Below are 18,966 nucleotides of genomic sequence, written 5' to 3'. Positions count from 1 at the left end.
TTTTACCTTTTCTCTTTCTTGGATTTTTCTTTCATTCTATTGCGACGGGATTGGAGAAAATCTGCTACTGCAGACCCTAGCTGTTCTCTAGCAAGAACCCGAACTGTTCTTTCTTTTGACAAGGTTTGGGCGATTTGTTTGCCATAGCGCTTGCTGACAACACGACTGTCTAAGATTACAGCAACCGAACCTTGGTCAGGCCGTCTAACCGTACGACCAAGGGCTTGTTTCAACCGAATAATAGCCATCGGCAATTGATAATCATAGAAGGGATTTTTTCCTTCTCGACGTAGTTCTTGGTTTAATTTTTTGGTTAACGGTTCTTGTGGATTTTGGAAAGGTAATCTCGGAATCACTTGAATCACGCAAGGATGGGTTGAAAAGTCAACCCCTTCCCAGAAACTACCTGTTCCAAGCAAGATCTGGCGTTCACCTTTTTCAAAACGTTTTTTCAGTTGGCTTGGTTCCCCATTTTTATACTGAGCTAGATGCGGTTGGTCGAGCAGGTCCGAAACTGCCAGCAACATCTCTTTTGAAGTAAACAAAACCAATAAGGGTTCTTGAAAGGTTTGTAACCTTCGGATAACAGAAGTCACTTCACTCGCATAGTCAAAAGGCGAAACTTCTGTCACAAGAGGAAAGTCATTGACTAGAAAGACTTCTTGTTGCTCCTGTTTTGCTACATCAAGCTTAACAAGCGGAGCATCTGGAAATCCCAATAAATCTGCTAAGGAAACCCGATTACTGATTTCAAGAGTGGCAGATACTCCTAGGAGCCCGCAATCTTCTGGCAATAAGTCTGCTAGTATAAAGCGGCCTTTTTTGCTTGAACAAATCAAGACATCCTTGCTCGATTTCTCGGCTGTAGCAAGCCAAAATTCACGGTCCGAGGTGAAAAAGTTTGCAATCTCTCTATACTCTGGGAGAGCTAACTCTGAAAAATGTTGGCGCAACTGTTCTAGAGAATCCAACCACTTTCCATTCTTAAGACCTGACTGATACTGGTCCATCAAGTAACGACATTCAAAACCTATACTCTCAAGCAAGCGTTTCTGAATCAAATTTTCCTCTGTCTCCAAGGACTTTTCAATTTGAGTAACAAGTTCCTCAAGGCGATAAGCCTGCTGGGCTAGATTTTCAAGGGCTAGGAGCATTTTTTGAGCTTCATCCAAAATCACTAAACGGTTGTCGACAAACTCTGGATTGTCTTCCAAACGAGTGACCAGATAGGCATGATTGGTCAGAAGAACACGACTGGTCTTGGCCTTTTCCTGCCCTCGTTTCCAAAAATCCTCTGTAGCAAATAAACTTTTCTTTGAAAGCTTGCCATCGTGGACTAGTTCAGGTAGAAAATGCTGATAGCGATAAAGTTGCCCAATTTCATCCAAATCACCAGTCTCTGTTTCCGTTAGCCAGATGAGCAGTTGCATTTTAAAGCGTGTGAAAAGACGATTGGACTCAGATCGATGGAGAACTCGGTGAAAGGCATCCAGTTTTAAATAATTTTGAGGACCCTTGAGACTATGAATCTCCAGATGAAAAACCTCTTTTAAACGCTGTCCTTCTTCTTGCATGATCTGATTTTGAAGAATTTTGGTCGGAACGCTCACTAGGATTCCAGCTTCACCCTCCAAATTCAAAGCTGGAAGGAGATAGCCGTAAGTCTTACCCAGTCCCGTTTGAGCTTGGATAAAGGAAGTCTGGTGTTCTTCCAATAAGTGCTCAACCTTCTCCGCAAATTCCAACTGCTGTGGACGCTCCTCCAGTCCCAATAAGGAAATGTTTTTAGCAAAATCTTTGGATAATTTGCGTGGGACTAAGGCTTGACTTTCCTTTCTCAGGAAAAGCCCATGTAGTTCTATCAATTCCGAAGAGGACAGGAGAAATTGTTGCTGATAGACCTCCTCAATCACCAGATAACTTTCATAGAGAAGGTTGTCTGCAAGGTCTAACAAACTTTCTAAGAGCCCTTTGGGTAACTCAAAAAGTTTTTGACGCATGTAAAGCAAGAGTTCTGCTGTTGCCTGAGCATCAGACAAGGCAGTATGGGCCTGTTCCAGTTCAATACCCAACTCTTGACAAAGAATACCTAGATTGTACTTTTCAAACTGAGGATATAGAACTTGGGCTAGCTCAACAGTATCCACCCGTGGAGTGCGCAATTCATAGCCTTCAAAAAAAAGAAATTCCGCAAGGAGGTTGGCATCAAATTGTACATTGTGCGCAACAAAAACACCGTCTTTAACCAATTCAAAAATTTTTCCAGCCACCTGAGAAAACTCTGGTGCCGCAGCCAAACGTTGATCGGTCAGACCTGTTAATTCTTTGATATGAGAATCCAAGGGTTCATGGGGATTGACATCAGTCGCATACTGATCGACGATTTCGCCATTCTCAATCACCACAATGCCTACTTGAATAATTTTTGCCTTGCTTCCGGTGCTGGTCGCCTCTAAATCAACGACCACATACCGATCATTTCTCGCATTCATCATTAAAAATTATATCAAAAAAAGCATGATTTGACACCCCTCAACTTTGATAACAATCTTGCTTCACTTTCGAGTTCGATTAAAAATCAAGACCTTAAAAGTGAGAATTTCTCGCAAGTTCAGCAGTTGCTTGCCAGTTCTGAGGTATTTGAAAACTAAATCAACAAAGTTACATCAACATAAAAAGACAACCAAGATATTAGCTGCCTTTTTGAGATATTTTTTTCATTGCATTCGGAAGTAGCTTGCTAATTTCTGTTGGCAAGACAAGATAGTTTTCTTGAGCTAGTTCCTGCGCAATAGCTGAATGAAGGTGAGTCGCTACCACAACTCTCTCATAGAGACTGGCTTGGTGAAACTGACCTGTAAATCCTGCAATGATTCCAGCCAGTGTATCTCCCATCCCACCAGTTGCTTGATAGGGCCCTCCAACCTCTAACTGATAATATTCAGACTGACCAGCTTGCCAGATACGAGTCGCTGGACCTTTCTCAACTAAAATAGTCCCTTGAGGAAAAGTAAAAAGAGCCCTAGCAGTCGTATCTTTATTTTGATGGTCAAGAACTATACCAGACAGTCTTTCCCATTCCTTTTGGTGGGGAGTTAGGATGAGCTGACTAGATGGGAATGTCAAATGAGCTTTTGCTAAGATGCCCAAAGCACCGCCGTCTGCAATCAAAATCTGGTCTTTTCTAAGGCTGTCAAAGACTCGTTTTACAAGTTCTTCTCCAAATGCATCCTCTCGCAAACCCGGACCTAACAAGATAACTTCAGCCTTTTCCAACTGTTCTTTTAACAATTGCTGGTCTTGAAGAGAAAAAGCCATGGCCTCGGGTAAATGGCTGTGCAGGGCTGGGATATTCTCCTTATCCGTGCCAACAGTCACCAAACCAGCCCCACTTTTAACTGCTGCAATGGCTGACATGATAATAGCTCCCCCATAAGGATAGGTTCCTCCCAGTAAGAGTAGACGACCGTAATCCCCCTTATGGCTATGACGACAACGTTCAATAATAACTTTTTCTAGTAAAGTTTGATCAATCACTTTCATCGTTTTTTCCCCTCTCACTCCATTATACTACAAAAGGAGGCTCGAACCTCCTTTTATCTATTTTCCCTTAAATTCCGCAAAGGTCTGTAAGATTTTAGCTGCCACTGCTGGAGAAGGTTCTCCTTTTAGCTCAACCGTTTCATCTGTATATGGACTAAGACCAGCAAAATCGCCTATCTGGACAGAGTAGAGAGATGTTTTAAACAGCTCAATATCGTTTTGGTCATTGCCAAAAGCAATAAAGTTCTCTCCACACAACTTTTCAACAGTTGTCGCCTTATGAGTGTCCAAGGGGTTTACATAAAGGCACTTTTCATGCGCATGATAGGACAGATGAGCCTGCCCCAGTCTTTCTAGCTGTCCAAACAGGTCATCAAGCAAATCCTCATGGTCTCCCATATAAACGACTACCTTAATCGGAGTACCCAAGTCCTCGAGTTTCTGATGGCGAGCTACCTTTAGGGGATCCACACTAGAGATAAATGGAATCTTCTCCACAATCTGACCACTATAGTCAAAGCAATCATCTGCAAAGAAAGGGAGATTATAGGTCTGGCAATAATCCACTAGAGCCTGATAAACTCTAGCATCGAGATTTCTTTCATAGATAGCTTTCCCCAGATAATAGGCTACGCCACCATTCAAACCTATAACCAAACGCTGACTGAGATCGGTACCTAATAAGCCCAAACAATCCCGATATGAGCGAGCTGAGGCAAATACAACCTCATGTCCATAATCGCTAGCCTTTAAAAGAACCTGCTTAATCTCCTCATCTATGGTCATGTAGTCAAAAGATAGCGTTCCATCTAGGTCAAATACGAATTTCATTTTCCTAATCCTTGTTCAGTGTACGAAGCGTTGCTTGATAGGTTTGCTCCATCAGCATGGTAATGGTCATAGGGCCAACTCCACCAGGTACTGGCGTGATATGGCTGGCAAGTGGTGCAACGGCATCATAGTCAACATCTCCACAAAGCTTGCCATTTTCATCTCGGTTCATCCCTACATCAATGACAACTGCACCCGGTTTGACAAAGTCAGCAGTCACAAACTTGGCGCGACCGATAGCTACGACAAGAATATCCGCTTGCGATGCTACTTGAGCTAGATCTTTTGTACGGGAATGAGTTAGAGTAACAGTAGCATTCTTGTCTACAAGAAGCTGGGCCATCGGCTTCCCAACAATATTCGAACGACCAATAACGACCGCATTTTTTCCTTCTAGCTCAATCCCATACTCGTGAAACATCTCCATAATCCCAGCAGGAGTTGAAGGAATCATAACTGGATGCCCTGACCAAAGACGCCCCATGTTTAGCGGATGAAAACCATCCACATCCTTTTCTGGCTCAATGGCAAACAAAACAGCCTCTTCGTCAATATGTTTAGGTAAAGGCAACTGGACCAAAATCCCATGCCAAGCTGGATCTTGATTGTATTTGGCAATCAAGTCTAACAATTCTTCTTGTGTAATAGTTTCAGGAACTCGCACGACTTCACTATGGAATCCTGCAGCAAGAGCTGACCGTTCCTTGTTGCGAACGTAGACTTGGCTGGCTGGATTGTCCCCAACCAAAATAACCACCAAGCCTGGAACTAAACCTGTTTCTTCCTTTAGTTTGGCGGTCTTTTCAGCCAATTGTCCTTGTAACTTAGCTGCAAGAGCCTTCCCATCAATAATCTGTGTCATATCACTTCTCTTTTCTGTCAAATATCCTCTATTATATCAAAAAACACCTTGCCATTCTAACACTTCTTGACTAATAGACCTTATAGTTTGAAACTATAAGAAAAAGCTCTTGTCGAGCTTTTAGTGCCTATTGATATTAGGTAAATCTGTCATGCTTTCTTTTTAACTTTTGGAGCCGGTAAGACTTCATACATATCCCTGATTAGTCTCGCTAGAAATGACTTATCTTCAAGGTCTTCTAGTAAAATCATCTCTTTGGCTCCTTCATAAGGTCGTTCAAGCCTAGTTTGTTCCAATTGATCCATGACCACCTTCACAGGCTTCAGTAACAAACGATTATCATAGATTCCACCAATGATTTTCCCACGATAATAAAGGATATACTCACCCATCATTTGACGATAACTTATCTCCTCTAGCTCTGATAGCTGTTCGAGAATAAAATCTAAATATTCCTTACTGGAAGCCATGATTTTCACTCCATTTCTTCTAAAAATGAGGTTTTACAAAACCTTACTCAAAAAATCCTTGGTCCGTTGTTCTTGGGTTTGGTCAAAAACCTCCTCTGGCCTTCCATCTTCGACAACAATACCATCCGCCATAAAGATAACACGGTCTGCTACCTCGCGCGCAAAGCCCATTTCATGAGTCACAATCACCATGGTCATCCCTGACTTGGCAAGATCTTGCATAACAGCTAGAACTTCTCCAACCATCTCAGGGTCTAGGGCTGAAGTCGGTTCATCAAAGAGTAAAACATCTGGCTCCATTGCCAGTCCACGTGCGATGGCAATCCGTTGTTGTTGCCCACCTGACAAACTCTGCGGATAGGCCTTTGCCTTATCTGGCAAGCCAACTTTTTCTAGCAGTTCCTGAGCTCTCTTCTCCGCTACTTCCTTGCTTTCTCCTTTGGTTTTAATTGGTGACAAGGTGATGTTTTCCATGACCGTCATATTTGGAAAGAGGTTGAATTGTTGGAATACCATGCCCATCTTTTCACGCATGGCAAAAAGGTCATTTTTCTTATCTGTGATATCAACCCCTTCAAAGATAACCTTGCCTTTACTTGCTTCTTCAAGGAGATTCATCGAACGAAGGAGAGTTGATTTTCCGCTACCCGACGGACCAATAATCACTACGACTTCCCCTCTGTTGATCTCAAGGTCAATCCCTTTCAAGACTTCGTTTTTCCCAAAAGACTTATGCAAGCCTTCGATTTTTATCAAGGTTTCTGTCATTATTTTTTGTCTCCTTGTCCAATGTAATTTTCAAATGCTTTCAAAGCCACTGTCAAAATAGAAGTCATAATCAAGTAGTAAAAGGCTGCAAATAAAAGAGGAGTCAAGGGTAAATAAGTTGTTGTCGCTACTGTCGTTGCGCCATTCCACAACTCCATCACCCCAATCGCAGACAAAAGTGAACTATCCTTGATAATGGTAATAAATTCATTTCCCAATGCTGGCAAAATATTCTTAATTGCCTGTGGTAAAATAACATAACGCATGGCATTTTTAGGACGAATACCGAGAGAATATGCGGCCTCTAACTGCCCTTTAGGAACCGCATTGATCCCCGCACGAACAGTTTCAGACACATAAGCACCACTGTTCATCGAGATAATCAAAATACCTGGAATCAAACGGGAAAGGTCCACACCTAAAATCCCTACTTGAATAGTGGGCGCATCGATATGCATGAGGGCAAAAGCAATCATAATTTGCACCATCATCGGTGTTCCTCGGAAAATCCATACATAGACATTTGCAAACCAGACAAGTGGTTTAAAACGTGAACGTTGAGCAAAGGCCAATAAGACACCTAGAATGGTACCGAAAAAGACTACCAGAATTGAAATCACTACCGTGATAAGAGCACCATAATTAAAATAAGGTAAATACTTTGGTAAAAAGGAAAAATTCATATAAACTCAGCTTTCTAAATATCGGATTGTATGATTATAACATACCCTGAATTAAAATTCAATTTTTTTCACTGATTTTCACCAATAATTTTATGCAAAAGAGAAATAGCGAGAAATCTTAGTTTTTTCTAGTCAAGTCCCCGTGGTTTATGGTAAAATAGTAACGATAAGAAATGGAGGAGAATCATAATGGAATCACATTTGGTTAGAATCATCAACCGCCTAGAAGCTATGACAAAAGATGGCGGAAATCTAAAACGTAATTTTGAACGTGAAGGAGTTGTTGTTGCAGAAGTTGCTTACAGCTATGACGAAGAAAATGGATCACTCTTCACCCTTCGCGATGTTGAAGCACGTGAAACCTATACCTTTGATAGCATTGACTTGATTGCAATGGAGATCTACGAACTCCTTTACTAATAGAATAACAGTGGGGAAACCTGACTGATGAACGAGAATCCTTTTTGTCCCTGCAAATAGGATTTTTTCTTACCATCAGTAACAGAGATTTTAGTAGAGAACTTTCTCTCCAAATCTCCCTAGCCCAATCTTTTTACTTGCTTTACACCTTAATCATGCTATAATGAGAGTATAAAACTTTGACTATTCTTGACCTTTTTCTTAGGCCAAGAATACGAATGAAATGAGGTAGATGTATGCTCTGTCAAAACTGTAAAATAAACGACTCAACAATTCATCTGTATACCAATATCAATGGACAGCAAAAGCAAATTGATCTCTGTCAAAATTGCTATAAAATTATCAAAACAGATCCAAATAATACCCTCTTTAAAGGAATGACTGACCTAAACAATCGTGACTTTGATCCTTTTGGAGACTTTTTCAATGATTTGAATAATTTCAGACCTTCTTCTAATAATGTCCCTCCAACTCAATCAGGTGGAGGATATGGAGGTAATGGTGGCTACGGACCTCAAAACCGTGGTCCACTTCAAACACCTCCTCCTAGTCAAGAGAAAGGTCTTTTAGAAGAGTATGGGATCAATGTTACTGAGATTGCCCGTCGAGGAGATATTGACCCTGTTATCGGTCGAGACGAAGAAATAATCCGTGTTATCGAAATCCTCAACCGTCGAACCAAAAACAATCCTGTCCTTATCGGTGAACCAGGTGTTGGTAAAACAGCCGTTGTTGAAGGTCTGGCTCAAAAAATCGTTGATGGTGATGTTCCCCATAAACTCCAAGGCAAGCAAGTCATCCGTTTGGATGTGGTCAGCCTAGTTCAAGGAACAGGTATCCGAGGCCAATTTGAAGAGCGTATGCAAAAGCTCATGGAAGAGATACGCAAACGTGAGGATATCATTCTCTTTATCGATGAAATCCATGAAATTGTCGGTGCAGGATCTGCTGGTGATGGCAATATGGATGCAGGTAATATCCTCAAACCTGCCCTTGCCCGTGGTGAATTGCAATTGGTCGGTGCTACTACTCTCAATGAATATCGTATCATTGAAAAAGATGCTGCCCTAGAGCGCCGTATGCAGCCTGTCAAGGTAGATGAACCAACTGTCGAAGAAACCATTATCATCCTCAAAGGGGTTCAAAAGAAATACGAAGACTACCATCACGTCAAGTATACTGATGCTGCTATCGAAGCAGCTGCAAATCTGTCCAATCGTTACATTCAAGACCGCTTCTTACCTGACAAGGCTATTGACCTTTTGGACGAGGCCGGTTCTAAGATGAATCTGACGCTGAACTTTGTGGATCCCAAAGTGATTGACCAGCGTTTAATTGAGGCTGAGAATCTCAAGGCTCAAGCTACACGAGAGGAAGACTTTGAAAAGGCTGCCTATTTCCGTGATCAGATTGCCAAGTACAAGGAAATGCAGAAGAACAAGGTGACCGAGCAGGATACCCCTATCATCAGTGAGAAAACCATTGAACACATCATCGAGCAGAAAACCAATATCCCTGTTGGGGAGTTAAAAGAAAAAGAACAGTCTCAGCTCATCCATCTTGCTGAAGACCTCAAAGCTCATGTTATCGGACAAGACGAGGCTGTCGATAAGATTGCCAAAGCCATCCGTCGTAATCGTGTTGGTCTTGGAACTCCTAACCGGCCAATCGGAAGTTTCCTCTTTGTCGGACCAACTGGTGTCGGTAAGACAGAACTGTCCAAACAACTAGCCATTGAACTCTTTGGTTCTGCTGACAGCATGATTCGCTTTGATATGAGTGAATACATGGAAAAACACAGCGTGGCTAAGTTAGTCGGAGCCCCTCCAGGCTATGTCGGCTACGACGAAGCGGGGCAATTAACAGAAAAAGTTCGTCGCAATCCCTATTCTCTCATCCTTCTCGATGAAGTGGAAAAAGCTCACCCTGATGTCATGCACATGTTCCTTCAGGTCTTAGACGATGGTCGTTTGACAGATGGGCAAGGACGGACTGTTAGCTTTAAAGATGCTATCATTATCATGACCTCAAATGCGGGTACCGGTAAGACCGAAGCCAGTGTTGGTTTTGGGGCCGCTCGTGAAGGGCGAACCAACTCTGTCCTCGGTGAACTCGGCAACTTCTTTAGCCCAGAATTTATGAACCGTTTTGACGGCATCATCGAATTTAAACCTCTCAGCAAGGACAACCTTCTCCAAATCGTCGAACTCATGCTAGCGGATGTCAACAAACGCCTATCTAGCAATAATATCCACCTCGATGTAACGGACAAAGTCAAGGAAAAGTTGGTTGACCTCGGCTATAATCCAAAAATGGGGGCGCGCCCACTCCGCCGTACCATTCAAGACCATATTGAGGATGCTATCACAGACTACTACCTTGAAAATCCAAGTGAAAAAGACCTCAAGGCAGTTATGACAAGCAATGGCAAGATTCAAATCAAATCTGCCAAAAAAACTGAAAAAACAGAAGAGATTGCTTCTGAAAAAGAAGAATAAAACAACCTAACAGGTGCAGGAAATCTAACAATTTCTGCACCTTTTTTACTAAAATAACTGTAAATTCTTGACAGCTTGCCCCTCGTCCATTATGATAATAATAAAGATACTAAAGAATGAGGACAGTTCAATGGCCAACCCCACTTTTGGTGAAAAGAAAGAGAATGTGACCTACCAACACCGCTATGGTGTTTACGCAGTTATTCCTGATCCTGATAAAAAACAAATCGTTTTAGTTCAAGCTCCCAATGGGGCTTGGTTCTTGCCAGGTGGAGAGATTGAAGAGGGCGAAGACCATCAAGAAGCACTGAAGAGAGAACTCATCGAAGAACTCGGTTTTACTGCTGAAATCGGGACCTATTACGGACAAGCTGATGAGTATTTCTACTCTCGCCACCGTGACACCTACTACTACAATCCAGCTTATCTCTACGAAGCCACTTCTTTCCAAGAAGTACAAAAACCTTTGGAAGACTTTAACCATATTGCTTGGTTTCCTATTGACCAGGCAATAGAAAAACTCAAACGTGGTAGCCACAAATGGGGAATTGAAGCTTGGAAAATCCAGCATGGAATTGACTAAAATACACGATTTTATCCAAAAAGTGCTATAATAGAGTTAGAAAATCGGAGGAACTATTATGAAGCTTATCAACACGACTAATTCACACTCGCAACTTGTTAAAAGCCAATTAGAAAGCACTGACGCAACGCTTGTTGAAGTTTATTCAGCTGGAAACACAGATGTGATTTTCACTCAAGCTCCGCTTCACTATGAAATCCTCATTTCCAACAAACACCGCGCTATTCGTGAACCAGAAATCGAAACCATCCAAGATTTCTTCATGAAACGCAAAATCGATAAAGATAATATCGATGAAGCTAATATCAAGACGCTTTATTCAGATAAATTGATTGAAATTTCTATTCCTACAAAATAAGAAAACCATTCAAAAGCTGGTTTTCTTTTGCAAAAAAAGATTGGTAGTTTCTACCAATCTTTTATTTTTATTTCACAGCTTCTTTCAAAGCGTCTACCTTGTCCAAACGTTCCCATGGAAGGTCAATATCTGTACGCCCCATATGTCCATAAGCCGCTGTCTGACGGTAAATTGGACGTTTGAGATCCAGCATTTGGATAATTCCTGCAGGGCGAAGGTCAAAGATTTGACGAGCCGCTTTTTCAAGTTTGCTTTCAGCTACTGTTCCGGTACCAAAGGTATCGATACGGACAGAAACAGGCTGCGCAACACCAATAGCATAGGCCAATTGAACTTCTGCTTTCTTGGCAAGACCTGCTGCCACGATATTTTTAGCAATATAACGAGCTGCATATGAGGCTGAGCGGTCAACCTTAGTCGCATCCTTACCAGAGAAGGCGCCACCACCGTGACGAGAATAGCCACCATAAGTATCCACGATAATCTTACGACCAGTCAAACCTGAGTCTCCTTGAGGTCCACCGATGACAAAGCGACCAGTTGGATTGATGAAGAATTTTGTTTGCTCATCTAAGTAAGAGGCTGGGATCACCTCTTTGATAACCTTGCTAATCACATCATTGTGAATTTGTTCGTTGCTGACATCTGGATCGTGCTGAGTTGAAATAACTACTGTGTCCACGCGCACTGGACGATCATTTTCATCATACTCAACTGTAACTTGTGATTTAGCATCAGGGCGAAGATAGCTGATTTCACCAGATTTACGAAGTTCTGCCAAACGACGAACCAGTTTATGACTGAGTGAAATTGGCAATGGCATGAGTTCTTCTGTCTCATCTACTGCAAATCCAAACATGAGACCTTGGTCTCCAGCACCAATCAAGTCCAGTGGATCTTGATCTGCATTCCCACGAACCTCCAAGGCTTCGTTTACACCTTGGGCGATATCTGGTGACTGCTCAACAAGCGATGGATGAACTCCAACTGTTTCCGCAGAAAAACCATACTCGGTATTGGTATAGCCAATCTCTGCAATGGTATCGCGAACCACACGGTTAATGTCCACATAGGCATTTGTCGAAATTTCACCAAAAACATGGACAGAACCAGTGTAGACAGCTGTCTCAGCAGCAACGTGCGCCTCTGGATCCTCTGCTAAAATAGCATCCAAAATCGCATCTGAAATTTGGTCTGCAATCTTATCTGGATGCCCCTCAGATACAGATTCAGACGTGAATAATTTACGTTCTGACATAAAAATGTCCCCCCTTAAAAAATATTGTTATAGAGTTACAAAGTACTGATAGAAATTTCTATAGTCTAAGAGTTACGACGCGAAAGAAATAAAAACGATGTTTTTTTATTTCTGAAGCTAGTAAGGCGCATAGGGTGACCGCCTTATAGCGGCAACCGTAGAAGGACGAGCTACTTTGGAGCCGTCATTCTTTGCGAGTTACAAAGTACTGATAGAAATTTCTACCATCTTATCGGGACTATATAACCTTATCATTATACCACTTTTTACTTTTTTTTGCAGTATTTTTAAAAATTCATAAAACGAAGTTAGAAAAAGGAGCTATGCAGCTCCAATTTTATACTTAAAATGTTTGGCGTTTAGCTTTACGCTCGGCACGGCCACGAGCACGATTTTCAGCACGCTTGGTTTTGCGGCGTTTTTCATCCACCGCCCATTGAATCTTCTTCTTATAGCCTGGTTTGACTTTTTTCTTTTTCTTTTTAACCAAGCCAATCATTTCAATATCAAGCTTATCCTGCTTCTTTTCACGATTGGCACGACGATCACGGTCGTAAGTATCTTGAAACTCTCCGTCTTTGATCATCTTAGGAGTAAACTTGATTCCTAATTTCTCCAACTCACGGATATCCGAGTCATCGCTTGGCTGGTAAAGCGTAATAGCTATACCAGGTAGACCATTACGTCCAGTACGTCCAACACGATGTACAAAGAAAGATAAATCCTGCGGAATGGCGTCATTGATGACATGACTGACACCTTCAATATCAATACCACGTGCTGCCAAATCCGTTGCGACAATGTACTCAAAATCAAGATTTTTCACCTGATTCATGATCCGCTTGCGCTCACGAGGGGCAATATCCCCATGAATCTTAGCCACCTTCAAACCTTGAGCTGTTAGATATGTATGCAATTCATCTGCACGCGTCTTGGTATTAACAAAAATCATGGCTAGATATGGTTGCATGGCTTGCGTCAACTCATAAATCTGAGCATTTTTATCTCGTCCCTTGGTCGAAATCAACCAGTTATCAATGGTATCAGAGATGACTGTTTTTGTTTTGATTTTTTCCATAACAGGATTTGACAAATATTTTTTCAAGAATGGCTGCAACTTCTGTGGAATGGTTGCTGAAAAGACCATGAATTGCAAGTCCTTAGGAAGGCTTCCTGCTATCTTATCAACTGTCTCTAAGAATCCCATATCCAAGGTCATATCGGCTTCATCGACAACAAAGGTCTTAGCCTTATGAATAGCCAGATCACCAGATTTGACCAAGTCATAGATACGACCTGGAGTCCCGATGACAATGTGGGGCTGGTTACTTGCCAATTTATCAATCTGACGTGCCTTATCCGTCCCCCCCACATAATTAACCACACGAACTTCGACATCCGAGTGGGCCGCAATCTGACGTGCTGCTTGGTAGATCTGAGTAGCTAACTCACGACTTGGAGCAGTAATGACCGCCTGCACACTATCGCTAGTTTCATCTAATTGCTGGAAAATTGGTAACAAGAAAGTATGAGTCTTTCCAGAACCTGTTTTTGATTCACCAACCAAGTCACGACCTGCCAAGACTATAGGAATTAACTTATCTTGAACCTCTGTAGGAGTCTCAAATTTCAACTCCTCCAAGGCTTCTGCTATATAATTTTTAAATTGAAATTTCGTAAATGACATGCTATCCTCGATTCTATTCATCTAACCATTATACCATATTTTGAACATTTTCAGTAGTTAAGTCCGAATAGCAAAAAATGAAAGGAAACAATCCCTTTCATTTTCTATTTCCAGTTTAAAATGGCATTCAAACCATAGTGATCACTGACTTGTGGACCATTCTGCCCATCAAAAACCACATGCAAACTTTCTACTTCTAACTCTTTCGTTGTAAAGACATAGTCAATTCGAAGCGGTTCGGTATTGCCTTTCCAACCATCAATTTCTGGTGGTACTGTATAGCTACCACTTCTCTCCTTGGCAACTTCAAAAGCATCTTGTAACTCTAGAGGACTAGCTAGGATAGCTTGATAACCTTCCTGACCAGCTGGATTATTGAAATCTCCAGCTAGTAAAAGAGGTTTCTTCAAATCTTTCAGTACAGCCTCGAATCGTGCCCATTCTTCCTGAAAACCTTTATCCCACCATGAAAGATGGACGCTTGCAAGAGCGAGTTCTTTACCTTCAACTTCTGTCTCTACCAAGGCGACACGGCGAGTATGATAGTCTGTTGGATCATCTACATCCGAAACTAAAATTTCTCTGGCTTCAATAGGTGTCTTGGATAAGATAGCTACTCCCTCATGGTAGCGGTCATAACCGATGTGGTTATATGCCCAGGTCCAATAGTAGCTTCTTCCTTTCTCAGCCAATTTTTCAACCAAAAGTCTAACATAGTGGTCTTGGTGAATTGGCTCTGCTGCAGGCAAAGCTTGATAGAGGTCATTAACCTCCACCTCAGGAGAAGTGATTTCCTGATTGATTTCTTGGAAACAAATCAAATCATAGTCTTTATCAAGAATATCTTGGAGCAAGAGCTGGAATTTTTCTTCTGCTTCTTTCTCCATCCAACTATGGGTATTGAGTGTTAAAAATTTCATGCTTTTCTCCTAAAACAAGAGGTTGGAAAACAGCTTCCAACCTCAAGTATATTACAATTCTACTTTTGCAACTGCTGTTTTCGCTGCAAGAGAACCAGTTTGTTCTAATTTAACAGATTTAATCGCTTCAGCATTTGTGAAGACAACCACTGTTGAAGTTTCACGATCTGCTGCACGGATAGCATCCAAGTCAGCTGTAACAAGAAGATCACCAGCAGCAACCTTTTGTCCTTCAGCTACGTGAACTGTGAATGGTTTTCCTTCAAGACTTACTGTGTCCAAACCGATGTGAACAAGCACTTCAAGACCTGCTTCAGTCACAAGACCGAGAGCATGTTTAGTTGGGAAGACACTTGATACAGTACCAGAAACTGGAGATACGATATTTCCATTTGCTGGTTCTACTGCAAAACCGTCACCCATCATTTTTTGAGCAAAAACAGGATCTTTCACTTGTTCCAATTCAATAACTTGACCATCAGCTACTGAGTAAACTTCCTCTGTTACACCTTTGTAGTGTACAGTGTTTTGTTGAGCTTCAGTCATTTGGCTTGGAAGAGTTTCAGGAATAATTTCACCTGAGTCAAGAATATCTTGGATATCAGATTTCAATACGTCAGCTTTTGGTCCGTAGATAGCTTGGACACCTTGTCCTTTCATGACAAGACCCATAGCTCCTTCTGCTTTCCATTGTTCCTCAGTACCAACGCGATCTGCATCTTTAACAGTTACACGAAGACGAGTCATACATGCATCCACATCTACGATATTTGCACGACCACCAAGAAGGTTAATGATATTTACGGCTTGAGAAGCTGCTGCAACTTTTGGAGTTCCAGAAGCTGCTTCTTCTGATGCACCTTCAGCTGTTTCGTAGTTTCCGTTACGTCCTGGGGTTGCGTAGTTGAATTTCTTGATCATGAAGTTGGCAATGAAGTACATGATAACCGCAAAGAGAACAGTTACCCAGATAAAGTTAACGATATCCATACCAATACCAGCATTAATTGCCAATGGTGTACGAGTCAAGAATTCAATTGAACCGAATGAGTGGACACGAAGGTGAACAATATCTGCCATAGCAAAGGCAGCACCTTGAACTACTGAATAAACAAGGTAAAGCGGTGTTGCGATGAACATGAACATGTACTCGATAGGTTCAGTAACCCCTGTCAAGAATGTTGCAAGGGCTGTCGCAATCATCATACCCTTGTATTGGTGTTTCTTGTCAGCATCAACATTGCGGTAGATAGCAACGATAACACCCATCAAGATACCAAATGAACCGATCATTTGTCCAACTTTGAAACGAGCTGGATGTACTGTATCTAACAAGTGTTGGTATTGACCAGCGTCAGTACCTTTAAGGTTTACAAGGTCTGTTACCCATGCAAGCCAAAGTGGATCTTGACCAAATACTTGGCTACCTTTTGCTGCACCAGTTAAGACTTCATAAGTACCACCAAGAGCTGTGTAGTTCATTGGGATAGTCAACATGTGGTGAAGACCAAATGGCAAGAGCAAACGCTCCAAAGTACCATACAAGAATGGTGCTAGAATTGGTGCAGTTTCTTGAGAGTTTGCAATCCAGATACCAAAGCTATTGATACCTGTTTGAACAAGTGGCCAGAAAATTGAAAGAACAATAGCAGCAATTACTGAACGAACAATAACTACAAACGGTACAAAACGTTTTCCGTTAAAGAATGAAAGCGCATCAGGAAGCTTACGGAAGTTATAGTATTTGTTAAAGGCAGTTGCCCCTATAAAACCAGAAATAATCCCTACGAAAACACCCATGTTAAGTGCTGGAGCTTCCATAACACTGATAAAGTAATCAGAAACTTTGATTGACCCACCCAATAGTGTTGAAACCATAGCATTTGGATCTTTTAGCATATCGCCAGATACGCCAAAGATTGTACCTGTGATACGGTTGATAAGGATAAAGGCAAGACCAGCAGCAAAAGCACCACCAGCGCGTTCTTTAGCCCAGCTTCCTCCGATAGCAAGGGCGAACAAGATATGAAGGTTAACGATAACTCCCCAACCGATTTGCTCTAGTACACCACCAGTAATTACAAGTGGTGAAAAGTTAGGGTTAATCATCACTAGCGACTTACCAATTGAAATCATCAATCCAGCCGCTGGCATAACAGCGATAACCACCATCAAAGCCTTACCGAATTTTTGCCAAAACTCGAAAGACAAGACATTTTTGAATGTAGCTTTCATCATTCAAATCTCCTTTATTTTATTTTAGGCAAACGTTTTACGAAAACGTTTGCACCAACTTATATACTAATTATACCACTTTTTATTTTTTTGTAAAGGCTTTTATAGAAAAAAATTCTCCTTTTTCTTAAATTTTTATACAAAAAAGAGAAGCTCTTTAAAACTTCTCCTTTAAACTGTCTGGATATTTCCACTAAGCTATGCAATTTGCATTGATATCCAATTAAATTTTCAAGAATCGACGCATTGAAATTCCTGATCCGATTGATCCAATGAAGATTCCGATAACAAACAAGAGAACTGTCATCAAAGGAATAAATAGATCTGGCGTAATCATGGATAGGTTTTGACCGACCAAAGATTTATTGACAGATTGGTAGACCATATTGTAGATAAAGAATACTAGGACTGAAGGTATAGCTGCTCCAAATAAACCGATGAAGGCACCTTCCAACAAGAATGGACCACGGATGTAACTATTCTTAGCTCCTACCAGACGCATAATCTGAATTTCACGGCTACGCGAAATAATGGTGATACGAATGGTATTGGAAATCAAGAAGACCGCGATGAAAATCAAGAGTCCTGCAATAATCAATCCCCACACACGGATGAAGGAAGCTAGTTCAAAGAGTCGTTGAGTGTTGGCTCCACCATCTTGAACTTCTGAAACTCCCTCGATTTTCTTAGCATCTTCAGCTACTTTCTTTACATCACTTGGAGATTTGGTATCTACGATATAGGCATCATAGAGTGGGTTGGCATCCCCTTCAAAGACCTTCCAGTCATCCCCCATCGTTTCAGTCAATTTTTGGTATTGCTCCTCTTTACTTGAGAAGGTAACGCTTTTTACAGCTGGCATAGCTTTCAAAGCATCATAGACCTTGTGGTAGTCATTGTTGGTAACTGTCTGACCTTCTTTTTCAATCGTTTCACTGTTATCAGCCACATCCTTACGAATGTAAACCATAACACGAACGTTGTTTTCAATATCGGTAGCCAGTTTAGCTGTGTTAAAAATTACGGATGCAAACAGGGCAACGAGCGTCAAGGTAATCATAACCGAACTTACTGCTGCTACTGTCATCCAGCCATTTCGCTTTAAACTTTTTAGTGATTCAAATAAATGGCGAAAAAATCTACTAATCATCGTATCCATATTCTCCTTTTGCTTCGTCACGAACGACACGGCCATTTTCAATGGCAATGACACGGTGGCGCAAGGTATTTACAATCTGACTATTATGGGTAGCCATCAATACTGTAGTACCTTGGAGATTGATGCGTTCCAACAGATTCATAATTTCCCAAGAATTATCTGGGTCCAAGTTTCCTGTCGGTTCATCGGCAATCAAGACTTTCGGATTGTTGACAATCGCGCGAGCAATAGCAATCCGTTGTTGCTCTCCACCTGAAAGTTCATTAGGAAATGAACGAACCTTGTGTTTCAAACCAACTAGGTCCAAAACTTCCATCACACGTTTTTTAATGGTACGGCGGTTCTCACCGATTACTTCCATTGCATAGGCAATATTTTCATAAACGGTTTTCTTTGGCAAGAGTTTGTAGTCCTGAAAGACAACTCCAACACTACGACGTAGAAGAGGAATATCTTTCTTCTTGATTTTAACCAAATTAAAACCTGCAACTGTTAAACTACCTTTTTCAATCTTTACTTCTCGATATAAAGCTCGAATAAAGGTGGACTTCCCTGCTCCTGAAGGTCCTACAATGTAGGCAAATTCTCCCGGTTCAATAGTGACAGACACACCACGCAAGGCAGTCGTCCCGTTGTCATACTTTTTGACAACATCTCGCATTTCAATGATTGACATGTGAGTTCCTTTCTA

At 41.5% G+C, this 18,966-nt stretch carries 17 protein-coding genes; 4 read left to right on the top strand and 13 right to left on the bottom strand.

The annotated features are described in order from the left end of the window. Positions 1 to 2 precede the first annotated feature (2 nt). The 7 genes from HMPREF8571_RS05645 to HMPREF8571_RS05615 all read right to left on the bottom strand — a co-directional run bounded on the left by HMPREF8571_RS05645 (position 3) and on the right by HMPREF8571_RS05615 (position 7,157). Complete coding sequence (locus tag HMPREF8571_RS05645) at positions 3 to 2,492, bottom strand: bifunctional DnaQ family exonuclease/ATP-dependent helicase (protein ID WP_025168440.1); 2,490 nt, start codon at positions 2,490 to 2,492, stop codon at positions 3 to 5. Positions 2,493 to 2,691: 199 nt separating this feature from the next. Then, entirely contained in the window at positions 2,692 to 3,543 is an 852-nt protein-coding gene (locus HMPREF8571_RS05640) for an NAD(P)H-hydrate dehydratase (RefSeq protein ID WP_000863082.1), read from the bottom strand. A gap of 57 nt (positions 3,544 to 3,600) precedes the next feature. Further along, a complete protein-coding gene (locus HMPREF8571_RS05635; protein ID WP_000673618.1) occupies positions 3,601 to 4,374 on the bottom strand; it encodes an HAD hydrolase family protein in 774 nt (257 codons plus the stop codon). Positions 4,375 to 4,378: 4 nt separating this feature from the next. After that, on the bottom strand, positions 4,379 to 5,236 hold the full coding sequence (locus tag HMPREF8571_RS05630) for a bifunctional methylenetetrahydrofolate dehydrogenase/methenyltetrahydrofolate cyclohydrolase (protein ID WP_000192086.1): 858 nt from the start codon (positions 5,234 to 5,236) through the stop codon (positions 4,379 to 4,381). Positions 5,237 to 5,385: 149 nt separating this feature from the next. Then, positions 5,386 to 5,706 carry a TfoX/Sxy family protein gene (locus tag HMPREF8571_RS05625; RefSeq protein WP_000168527.1) on the bottom strand — a complete coding sequence of 107 codons (321 nt, stop codon included), beginning with the start codon at positions 5,704 to 5,706 and terminating at the stop codon, positions 5,386 to 5,388. Between the two features lie 33 nt (positions 5,707 to 5,739). Next, complete coding sequence (locus HMPREF8571_RS05620; RefSeq protein ID WP_000140931.1) at positions 5,740 to 6,474, bottom strand: amino acid ABC transporter ATP-binding protein; 735 nt, start codon at positions 6,472 to 6,474, stop codon at positions 5,740 to 5,742. After that, on the bottom strand, positions 6,474 to 7,157 hold the full coding sequence (locus HMPREF8571_RS05615; RefSeq protein WP_001011624.1) for an amino acid ABC transporter permease: 684 nt from the start codon (positions 7,155 to 7,157) through the stop codon (positions 6,474 to 6,476). Before HMPREF8571_RS05615 ends, HMPREF8571_RS05620 begins: the two co-directional genes overlap by 1 nt. A 189-nt stretch (positions 7,158 to 7,346) precedes the next feature. On the opposite strand from HMPREF8571_RS05615, the gene HMPREF8571_RS05610 reads away from it, so the two are divergent. From HMPREF8571_RS05610 to HMPREF8571_RS05595, 4 genes are all read left to right on the top strand, one after another. Further along, positions 7,347 to 7,577: a DUF1797 family protein gene (locus HMPREF8571_RS05610; protein ID WP_000443579.1), complete on the top strand. Its 231-nt coding sequence runs from the start codon at positions 7,347 to 7,349 to the stop codon at positions 7,575 to 7,577. Positions 7,578 to 7,813: 236 nt separating this feature from the next. Beyond that, the gene (locus HMPREF8571_RS05605) at positions 7,814 to 10,075 is read left to right on the top strand and encodes an ATP-dependent Clp protease ATP-binding subunit (RefSeq protein WP_000882493.1); all 2,262 of its coding nucleotides are present in this window, start codon (positions 7,814 to 7,816) and stop codon (positions 10,073 to 10,075) included. Positions 10,076 to 10,205: 130 nt separating this feature from the next. After that, entirely contained in the window at positions 10,206 to 10,658 is a 453-nt protein-coding gene (locus HMPREF8571_RS05600) for an NUDIX hydrolase (protein ID WP_000013087.1), read from the top strand. 58 nt (positions 10,659 to 10,716) lie between these two features. Next, positions 10,717 to 11,016, top strand: coding sequence for a DUF1827 family protein (locus HMPREF8571_RS05595; protein ID WP_000767191.1), 300 nt, complete (start codon positions 10,717 to 10,719; stop codon positions 11,014 to 11,016). Between the two features lie 67 nt (positions 11,017 to 11,083). Here HMPREF8571_RS05595 and metK read toward each other — a convergent pair whose 3' ends face one another. The 6 genes from metK to ftsE form a co-directional block, all read right to left on the bottom strand. Further along, on the bottom strand, positions 11,084 to 12,274 hold the full coding sequence (gene metK / locus HMPREF8571_RS05590) for a methionine adenosyltransferase (protein WP_000003908.1): 1,191 nt from the start codon (positions 12,272 to 12,274) through the stop codon (positions 11,084 to 11,086). Between the two features lie 343 nt (positions 12,275 to 12,617). Continuing rightward, complete coding sequence (locus HMPREF8571_RS05585; RefSeq protein ID WP_000010995.1) at positions 12,618 to 13,961, bottom strand: DEAD/DEAH box helicase; 1,344 nt, start codon at positions 13,959 to 13,961, stop codon at positions 12,618 to 12,620. 104 nt (positions 13,962 to 14,065) lie between these two features. After that, complete coding sequence (locus HMPREF8571_RS05580) at positions 14,066 to 14,881, bottom strand: endonuclease/exonuclease/phosphatase family protein (RefSeq protein WP_000670860.1); 816 nt, start codon at positions 14,879 to 14,881, stop codon at positions 14,066 to 14,068. A gap of 51 nt (positions 14,882 to 14,932) precedes the next feature. Continuing rightward, positions 14,933 to 17,119, bottom strand: coding sequence for a PTS transporter subunit IIBC (locus HMPREF8571_RS05575; RefSeq protein ID WP_000973840.1), 2,187 nt, complete (start codon positions 17,117 to 17,119; stop codon positions 14,933 to 14,935). 220 nt (positions 17,120 to 17,339) lie between these two features. Continuing rightward, entirely contained in the window at positions 17,340 to 18,266 is a 927-nt protein-coding gene (gene ftsX / locus HMPREF8571_RS05570) for a permease-like cell division protein FtsX (protein ID WP_000625559.1), read from the bottom strand. Then, positions 18,259 to 18,951, bottom strand: a complete 693-nt coding sequence (gene ftsE, locus HMPREF8571_RS05565; protein ID WP_000022274.1) for a cell division ATP-binding protein FtsE — start codon at positions 18,949 to 18,951, stop codon at positions 18,259 to 18,261. The genes ftsX and ftsE overlap by 8 nt, the downstream gene beginning before the upstream one ends. Between the last annotated feature and the right edge of the window lie 15 nt (positions 18,952 to 18,966).

This window comes from Streptococcus mitis ATCC 6249 (assembly GCF_000146585.1).
Classification (GTDB): domain Bacteria; phylum Bacillota; class Bacilli; order Lactobacillales; family Streptococcaceae; genus Streptococcus; species Streptococcus mitis_AZ.
The sequence above is the reverse complement of the archived record's forward strand: the minus strand, read 5'-3'. Positions and strand labels throughout refer to the sequence as shown.

Excerpts from the sequence above, each read along its gene's own strand:
- HMPREF8571_RS05605 (WP_000882493.1), top strand. The coding sequence starts at position 7,814 with ATGCTCTGTCAAAACTGTAAAATAAACGACTCAACAATTCATCTGTAT.
- HMPREF8571_RS05600 (WP_000013087.1), top strand. The coding sequence starts at position 10,206 with ATGGCCAACCCCACTTTTGGTGAAAAGAAAGAGAATGTGACCTACCAA.
- ftsE (WP_000022274.1), bottom strand. The coding sequence starts at position 18,951 with ATGTCAATCATTGAAATGCGAGATGTTGTCAAAAAGTATGACAACGGG.
- HMPREF8571_RS05630 (WP_000192086.1), bottom strand. The coding sequence starts at position 5,236 with ATGACACAGATTATTGATGGGAAGGCTCTTGCAGCTAAGTTACAAGGA.
- HMPREF8571_RS05635 (WP_000673618.1), bottom strand. The coding sequence starts at position 4,374 with ATGAAATTCGTATTTGACCTAGATGGAACGCTATCTTTTGACTACATG.
- HMPREF8571_RS05645 (WP_025168440.1), bottom strand. The coding sequence starts at position 2,492 with ATGAATGCGAGAAATGATCGGTATGTGGTCGTTGATTTAGAGGCGACC.
- HMPREF8571_RS05615 (WP_001011624.1), bottom strand. The coding sequence starts at position 7,157 with ATGAATTTTTCCTTTTTACCAAAGTATTTACCTTATTTTAATTATGGT.
- HMPREF8571_RS05620 (WP_000140931.1), bottom strand. The coding sequence starts at position 6,474 with ATGACAGAAACCTTGATAAAAATCGAAGGCTTGCATAAGTCTTTTGGG.
- HMPREF8571_RS05580 (WP_000670860.1), bottom strand. The coding sequence starts at position 14,881 with ATGAAATTTTTAACACTCAATACCCATAGTTGGATGGAGAAAGAAGCA.
- HMPREF8571_RS05595 (WP_000767191.1), top strand. The coding sequence starts at position 10,717 with ATGAAGCTTATCAACACGACTAATTCACACTCGCAACTTGTTAAAAGC.
- HMPREF8571_RS05585 (WP_000010995.1), bottom strand. The coding sequence starts at position 13,961 with ATGTCATTTACGAAATTTCAATTTAAAAATTATATAGCAGAAGCCTTG.
- ftsX (WP_000625559.1), bottom strand. The coding sequence starts at position 18,266 with ATGATTAGTAGATTTTTTCGCCATTTATTTGAATCACTAAAAAGTTTA.
- HMPREF8571_RS05640 (WP_000863082.1), bottom strand. The coding sequence starts at position 3,543 with ATGAAAGTGATTGATCAAACTTTACTAGAAAAAGTTATTATTGAACGT.
- HMPREF8571_RS05625 (WP_000168527.1), bottom strand. The coding sequence starts at position 5,706 with ATGGCTTCCAGTAAGGAATATTTAGATTTTATTCTCGAACAGCTATCA.
- HMPREF8571_RS05610 (WP_000443579.1), top strand. The coding sequence starts at position 7,347 with ATGGAATCACATTTGGTTAGAATCATCAACCGCCTAGAAGCTATGACA.
- HMPREF8571_RS05575 (WP_000973840.1), bottom strand. The coding sequence starts at position 17,119 with ATGATGAAAGCTACATTCAAAAATGTCTTGTCTTTCGAGTTTTGGCAA.
- metK (WP_000003908.1), bottom strand. The coding sequence starts at position 12,274 with ATGTCAGAACGTAAATTATTCACGTCTGAATCTGTATCTGAGGGGCAT.